This is a genomic window from Streptomyces sp. SID3212, from assembly GCF_009865405.1.
Classification (GTDB): Bacteria; Actinomycetota; Actinomycetes; order Streptomycetales; family Streptomycetaceae; genus Streptomyces.
In genome coordinates this window covers 1-3410 of sequence record NZ_WWJY01001187.1, presented here as the reverse complement: position 1 = coordinate 3410, position 3410 = coordinate 1, and the positions used below count along the sequence as shown (strand labels likewise).

General features: G+C 75.1%; 4 protein-coding genes. All 4 read right to left on the bottom strand.

Annotated elements, in window-relative coordinates; genetic code table 11:
* A partial coding sequence (locus tag GT042_RS35540; protein ID WP_161312809.1) for a PfkB family carbohydrate kinase occupies positions 1-895 on the bottom strand: 895 nt, incomplete at its 3' end.
* Entirely contained in the window at positions 892-1908 is a 1017-nt protein-coding gene (locus GT042_RS35535) for an ADP-ribosylglycohydrolase family protein (protein WP_161312808.1), read from the bottom strand. The genes GT042_RS35535 and GT042_RS35540, both read right to left, overlap by 4 nt.
* A gap of 59 nt (positions 1909-1967) precedes the next feature.
* Positions 1968-2687, bottom strand: coding sequence for a GntR family transcriptional regulator (locus tag GT042_RS35530; RefSeq protein WP_161312807.1), 720 nt, complete (start codon positions 2685-2687; stop codon positions 1968-1970).
* Between the two features lie 67 nt (positions 2688-2754).
* The coding region (locus GT042_RS35525) for a L,D-transpeptidase family protein (protein ID WP_161312806.1) at positions 2755-3410 on the bottom strand (656 nt) is incomplete at its 5' end.

Below are 3410 nucleotides of genomic sequence, written 5' to 3'. Positions count from 1 at the left end.
CCCGGGCCGCCGTCAGCGGGTCGAACCCCTGGGCCAGGAGCGCCAGGAACGCGCCGACGTGCGCGTCCCCCGCCCCGTTGCTGTCGACGGCGCGCACCGGGAAGCCCGGCACCCGCACCGGCTCCGGGCTCGGCTCGCGCTCCCGCTCCGGCCCCCCGCCCGGCGCCGCCAGCCAGCAGCCGTCCTTGTCCACCCGTACGAGTACCCCGCCCCCCGGAGCCAGCCGCTCACGGAGCACGGCCGCGGCCCTGCGGGGGTCGTCCAGCCCCGACATCAGCCGGGCCTCACGGGCGTTGGCGCTCAGCCAGTCGGTCCGGGCCAGCACCGGGGCGAGCACCGCCTCCGGGATGTCGTCGACCAGAGGGGCCGGGTCGAGGCACACGACGATCTCCGGGGGCAGCAGCGCGGTGAACCGGGCCAACAGCGGGCCGTTCACCGGCATGACGAGCCCGTAACCCGAGAGCTGCACCAGATCGCCGGGCCGCAGCCGCTCCGCCACCACCGCGACGTCGGCCTCCGTCATCTCCGCGTCCACGCCGAAACTGGTGACGAAGGTACGTTCACCGCCCGCCTCGACCAGAGCGACGGTGAAGCCCGTGTCACCGTCCGCGCGGACCGGCAGCACCACCCCGATGTCCTCGGAGGCGAGCGCCTCACGGACGAGATCACCGTACGGGCCGGTGCCGTGCAGCCCGGCGAACACGGATTCCGTACCGAGGCGGCGGGCCGCGACGAGCGTGTTGTAACCGCCGCCGGCCGTCAGCTCCGTACGCGTACCGATGACGTCCCCGCCCCGCTCGGGCAGCGCGGGGATCTCGATCACGAGATCGGCGATGACGTTCCCCGCGAGGACGACGCGGGGGCCGCCGGCTCCCTGGCCCGTGCCCGCGCTCACCGTCCCGCCCCCTGGCGTGCGCTTCGCAGGGCGAGCAGCCGTACGACCAGAGGTTCCAGGTCCAGGCCGTTGACCGTACGGAGCGTGGCGACCGCCTCGGGCGGGAGCGCCGCGAACCCCGCGACCGACCCGGCGACCGCGCCCGCGATCGCGCCGATCGTGTCGCTGTCCCCGCCGAGGTTGGCCGCGAGCAGGGCGGCCCGCCACGGATCGCCGGCCGCCACGGTCACCACCGCGAAGGCGGCGGGCACGGACTCCTGGCTGGCCACGCTCGTCCCGACGAGGGCCACGATCCGGTCCAGCGCCGCCTCGTCCGGCAGGTCCCGTACCAGCGCGCGGGCCCACTCGACGCGGGACGCGATGTCGGCCCCCGCGATCCAGTGCCCGCGCCCGGTGCCCGCCCGGGCCGCCCCGACCGCCGCCGCCACGGCCTCCTCCAGCGTCCCACCGGCCACCCCCGTGCTCACCGCCGCGGCGACGGCAGCCGCGCCCGCGATGCCGACGGTCGTGTCGTGGGTGACCTGGCAGGACTCCACGACCCGGTCGAGGAAGTCCGCCGCAGGCGCGGCCGGGAAGGCGATCCCGACCGGCGTGACCCGCATCGCGGCGCCGTTCGTGGATCCGTACCGTCCCGCCTCCTCCGGCGGCACCCCCCGCGCCACCGCGTCCAGTGCCGCCTTGGTGGACGGGCCGAGCAGGTCCAGGGAGCCCCTGGCCCGCATCTCCGCCTCCCAGGCCAGCAGCTCCCGGGCCAGACGCAGCGGATCGATCCGCCCCTGTCCCTCGTCGATCAGCCGGCCGACCAGCACGGCCTGGTCGGTGTCGTCGGTGACCGTGCCCGCCGGCATTCCCGCGCTGACCGGGTTGTCGGGCCGGGCGGGCTCGAAGCCGGAGACCGTGCCGTAGACCCGTACGACCTCCTCCCGGGACATCATCTGCGTGGGCATGCCGAGGGCGTCACCCAGGGCGAGTCCGTAGTACGCGCCCAGGGCGCGGTCCAGCTGACCGGTCACAGGCGGGTCTCCTCGGCTCACGAACGATGCTCCTCGGCTCACAAGAGGTTCTCCCCGGCTCACGAGAGGCCTCCTCGGTCCGAGCGGACGCGCAGCTCGAACCGGGCGGGGTCGAGCAGGCTGGTGATCTGTTCCACGACCGAGCCGTCGGCGGCCCGGAAGACCTGGGCGAGACGCAGGAACGACGTACCGGGGGAACGGCGCAGGACCACGGCGTCCGCCGCGTCGAGCGCGCGCACCGAGACCCGCCCGTCGCCGCTGTGCGGTATCCGGCCCGCGGCGACGAGCGCCCGGTTCAGCGAGCCGCCGTCGAGCCCCCGCTCCGGGAGCCCGGCGAGCGCGCCGACGGCGGGGACCCTGCTGCGTTCGAGCGAGACACCCTGGCCGTCGGGGAGCCGCCGGACGCGGTCCAGCGCGACGAACGCGCTGGATTCCGTGCCCAGTTCGGCGGCCAGCCGCTGGTCCGTCACGTCCTCGAAGAGGAGGATCTCCGTGGACAGCTCGGTGTCCTGGCCGGTCAGCGCGTGGGTCCAGCCGAGGGGATGGTCGAGCGGCGTCCCGTCGAAGGTGACGAACGAGCCTATGCCCGCGTGCGTGGAGATCAGCCCCTGCTCGCCGAGGACCTGGAGCGCCTGGCGCAGGGTCGTACGGCTCACGCCGAACCGCTGGGTGAGCGCGTGCTCGCCGGGGAGCCTGCTGCCGTCGGAGTGGACCCCGGCGCGGATCTCGTCGGCGAGGACGCGGGCGATGCGGTAGTGCTTGTGAACCTGTCCAGGCATGTATGAAGCTTAAAGGGGACGAGTCCTTCCGGTCCAGAGCGTCCGGCGCGGCGCCGGATTCCTCGTCTCAGTAGCGCGTGACCGCCGTCCCGCCCGTCCGCGTCCCCACCGCCAGATGCGGCTTCCGCCGCGGATCCGCCCAGGCCAGGATGCGGCGCATGGCGTCGGCCGGTACGGACACACAGCCGGCCGTGGCGCCCCTGCCGTTCACGTGCAGGAAGATCCCGGCACCCCGGCCGCGGACCGGCCGGTCGTAGTTGTACCCGGTCACCAGGGCGTGGGCGTACTGCGCCGGATAGTCGGCCAGCCGCTCGGACTCGCCGGCCCGGCAGTCCTTCGGCAGCCCCTCGGCCCAGCGGTTGTACGACCGCGACGCGGTGTCCTCGCACCACCAGGACCTCTTCGTCACGCGCCTATAGGTGTACGACGTCCCGGCGGGCGCCGCCGCGACGCCGAAGGCGTACGGCAGCCCGAAGAGCCCGGTCGGGGTGGTCGAGGTGCCCTGCTCGCGGCGCGCCCCCTCGACCAGCCCGTTGGCCCCGAAGCGCGCGTCCGCGGAACCGGCGGCCACCCACCGCCCGCCGCGCAGGTCCCACCAGGTCAGTCGGCCGGTGGTGGACCGGAGGCCGGGCGCCTCCGCCGTGATCAGCTGGCTGCCGCCACCGGTGTCCGCCATCCGCGCGGGGAGCGGGGGCGGCGGGGGCGTCGTGGCCCGCCCGGCGG